Raw genomic sequence first — 3,685 nt, forward strand, 5'->3', positions numbered from 1 at the left:
CCGCCGTAGGCAGCCAGCGCCATCAACCCTCCCGCCGCTATTTTTACCGGCGGAACGGTCAGCCAACCCATCCCCGGCAAAAACACCGCTGCTGCATAAGCGCCTCCCAGCAGCGCCGCCAGAAGAAACCGCCGTCTTCGCAGCCTGGCGCCTGCCAATTGGGCGGCGGAATATACCAGCAGATAGTCTGCCAGCGCGTTCAGCGCGAACACGCTGTCTATGTACACCACCGTCATCTCTCGTCAATCCCTCCCCGCATCATGTGGCTGTGTATCCCTCATTATAGGACAGCCGGTGCAAAAATCAGGTCGCAATCAAAGTAAAATTCACGCTTGACAACGGAAAAAATATAAGACTGCCGTGGCAATTAGTTTCACAAAAAAGGGCGCGGAACGATTTGTTCCGCGCCCTGTCGGCTCATAATCGATTCAATTTGATCGTTTTCTTTAAAAAGCAGGCATTCTCACGCAGACACTTCCCTGGCCGTTTTCTTCGGGTTCCGGCGGGCGTGGTTCAGCCCTCCTCGGCGATTTTCCGGCCCATAAGGGTTCCCATCACGGAAGACATCATCAGTCCCCGAGTCCAGCCGGAGGAATCCCCCAAACAGTGCAGCCCCATCAGGCTGGTATTGAAGTCGGTGTCCATCTTCACCCGGTTGGAATAGAATTTCAGCTCCGGAGAATACAGCAGGGTCTCCGTCGAAGCAAAGCCGGGAACCACATGGTCCATAGCCTGAATAAAACCGATAATGTTCACCATGGAGCGGTAGGGCATAGCGGCGGTAATGTCCCCCGCAACGGCGTCCGGCAGCGTTGGACGGATGTTGGACTGGGCCAACTCCTTGGGCCATGTCCGCTTGCCGTCCAGAATGTCGCCAAAGCGCTGGACCATAATGTGTCCATCTCCCAGCATGTTGGTCAACTCGCCCACCTTCTGGGCATAGGCAATGGGCTGGTTAAAGGGAACACTGAAATTGTGAGAGCAAAGAATCGCCAGGTTCGTGTTTTCCGTTTTCAGATTTTTATAGCTGTGGCCGTTGACCACCGCCAGATTGTTGTCGTAATTCTCCTGAGAAACAAAGCCGCCGGGATTCTGACAGAAAGTGCGTACCTTGTTCTTGAACGGCCGAGGATAGCCCACCAGTTTGGACTCATACAGCACGCGGTTCACCATCTCCATAACCTCGTTGCGGACCTCTACCCGTACGCCGATGTCCACCGTGCCGGGAGCGTGGGCAATGTTGTGCTCGGCACACAGACGTTCCAACCAGTCCGCACCTCGGCGACCGGTGGCTACCACGGTATGCTTCGCCAAAATCTCCTGCTCCGTCTTACCGTTGGAAATGGAAACGCCTTTGCAAACGTTGTTCTCCAAAATGATGTTGGAACACTCATATCCAAATAGGATTTCCACACCATGTTCCTGCAAATACCGCTCGATGGCAAAATACAGGCTCTGGGCCTTTTCCGTGCCAAGGTGCCGGATGGGACAGTCCACCAGCTTCAGTCCCGCCTGAATGGCGTGCTTGCGGATTTCCTTGCGCTCAAGGTCGTTACCAAGACCTTCGATGTGCTCGTCCGCACCGAAATCCAGATAGATTTTGTCGGTATAGTCGATTGTCTCCTGCGCCAAATCCTCTCCCACCAGCGTGGGCAGGTCGCCGCCCACTTCGTAGGAAAGAGACAGCTTTCCATCGGAAAAGGCCCCCGCGCCGGAAAACCCGGTGGTAATGTGGCAATAGGGTTTGCAGTTTACGCAGTAGCCCGTCTTGTCTTTAGGACAGTGGCGTTTTTCCACACTCTGCCCCTTCTCCACCATTACAATTTTCTGTTTACTGCCCTTTTTGAGCATCTCCAGCGCGGTAAAAATACCGGCCGGGCCCGCACCCACAATCACAACGTCTGCGTTCATCGTTTTTCTCCTTATTTTCCTGGCTGGCGTTTACTTTCCTGAAAGCTCCACGGCGTGCCGCACCAAAGACAGCGGCGGCACGGGGCGGGGCAATTTCATTTGAAATACGGCCTGAGGCGTTTTGATTTCCTGAACCGTCGAACCGTCCGAATCCCTCAAATTCGGCACGGTCATGGCAAAGGGACGGAAGTCCGGTCCCACCACCTCCACGTGCTCTCCGCGTGTCAGCTTGTTGCGCAGGGACAGGGTAGCATTTCCCTCCTCGTCGCAGCCGATGACAAGGGCTTGCACCTGCCACTCTCGAATATACCGGGAGTCGGCCACATACTGCCCCGGCTGGCCATAGAAAAAGCCGGTGGAATAGCGGCGGTGGCTGACGTGGTCCACTTCGTCCCGCCAAACGGGGTCGATCGGCTCTCCTGCGCCCACCGCATCCAAACAGCGGCGGTATGCGCCGGTGACAATTGCCGCGTAATACGCTGACTTTGCGCGGCCCTCAATTTTCAGGCTGTCAATTCCAGCGGCACACAAATCGTCCAGATGGTCAATCATGCACATGTCCCGGGAATTCATGATGTAGGTCCCCTGCTCGTCCTCAAACACCGGGAAATATTCGCCGGGGCGTTTTTCCTCCATCAGTGCGTACTGATACCGGCAGGGCTGGGCGCAAGCACCCCGGTTGGAATCCCGCCCGGTCATATAGTTGCTCAAAAGGCATCGACCCGAATAGCTCACGCACATGGCTCCGTGAACAAAGCACTCCACCTCAAGAGATTCCGGAGTTTTATCCCGGATTTCCCGAATCTCTTCCAAGCTTAGCTCCCGGGCCAAAATCACCCGATTTGCGCCCAAATCGTGCCACGCCCGGGCGCTTTCATAGTTGGCGATGCCTGCCTGCGTGGAGACGTGCCGTTGGCAGCGAGGGGCATATTTTTCCGCCAAAGCGAACACGCCCATATCTGCCGCAATCAGCGCGTCTACCCCGGCGCTCTGGAGTGTTTCCAGATGCGCCGGGAGACTGGCTATCTCCTCGTTACGGGGCACGGTGTTCACTGTGCAGTGAACCTTCACACCCTGGCTGTGGGCGTATTCCACCGCAGTGGACAGCTCTTCGTCGGAAAAATTCCCGGCAAAAGAGCGCATCCCAAAACTGGTGCCTGCCAAATATACCGCGTTTGCCCCGTAGGCCACGGCCATTTTCAGCCGCTCCATATCCCCCGCAGGGCAAAGCAGCTCTGGAAGCTTAATTTCCAACATACTGGTCACTATTGATAAACTGGTTGTGTTCCTGAAGCGTGGCAGAGAAGAAGTGGGTTCTATCTTTGCCCAGCGCATAGAAATAATAGCCGGTGGTTTCGGGGTTCAGCGCCGCCTGCAGAGATTTCAGCCCTGGATTTGCGATGGGCGTGGGCGGCAGGCCCGCGTATTTATACAAGTTGTACGGAGAATCCACCTTTTTGTCGTCGTTGGTAATAATGCCCTCATGATCCGGAATGGCATACAACAGCGACGCATCCACCTGAAGCATTTTATACGTGCCATGGCTTCCAGTATCCGCCAGCCGATTGTAGATGACGGATGCAATGGTAGCCTGATCGCCGCCCGCCGTCTCCTTCTCAATCAGGGATGCAATGGTGACAATCTCCTTGAGACTGTAGCCGGAGGCTTCCACTTGCGCCATCATGTCCTCATCCATCTTAGCGGAGAAGTTAGAAATCAGGCGGCGCAGAGCGTTTTCAGGCTTTTCATTCACGTAGAAATCATAGGTGTCCGG

At 55.4% G+C, this 3,685-nt stretch carries 4 protein-coding genes; all 4 read right to left on the bottom strand.

What is annotated here, in order from left to right:
• On the bottom strand, positions 1–236 hold a 236-nt coding region (locus RT018_RS05680), incomplete at its 3' end, for a sigma-E processing peptidase SpoIIGA (protein WP_312940059.1).
• Positions 237–513: 277 nt separating this feature from the next.
• Complete coding sequence (locus RT018_RS05685; RefSeq protein ID WP_312940060.1) at positions 514–1,911, bottom strand: FAD-binding protein; 1,398 nt, start codon at positions 1,909–1,911, stop codon at positions 514–516.
• 30 nt (positions 1,912–1,941) lie between these two features.
• On the bottom strand, positions 1,942–3,168 hold the full coding sequence (locus RT018_RS05690; protein WP_312940061.1) for a U32 family peptidase: 1,227 nt from the start codon (positions 3,166–3,168) through the stop codon (positions 1,942–1,944).
• Positions 3,155–3,685, bottom strand: a 531-nt coding sequence (gene mltG / locus RT018_RS05695) for an endolytic transglycosylase MltG (RefSeq protein WP_312940063.1), incomplete at its 5' end; no start/stop codon positions are given. The genes mltG and RT018_RS05690, both read right to left, overlap by 14 nt.

Source organism: Oscillibacter sp., assembly GCF_032060045.1.
Lineage (GTDB): Bacteria > Bacillota > Clostridia > Oscillospirales > Oscillospiraceae > Oscillibacter.

Excerpts from the sequence above, each read along its gene's own strand:
- RT018_RS05690 (WP_312940061.1), bottom strand. The coding sequence starts at position 3,168 with ATGTTGGAAATTAAGCTTCCAGAGCTGCTTTGCCCTGCGGGGGATATG.
- RT018_RS05685 (WP_312940060.1), bottom strand. The coding sequence starts at position 1,911 with ATGAACGCAGACGTTGTGATTGTGGGTGCGGGCCCGGCCGGTATTTTT.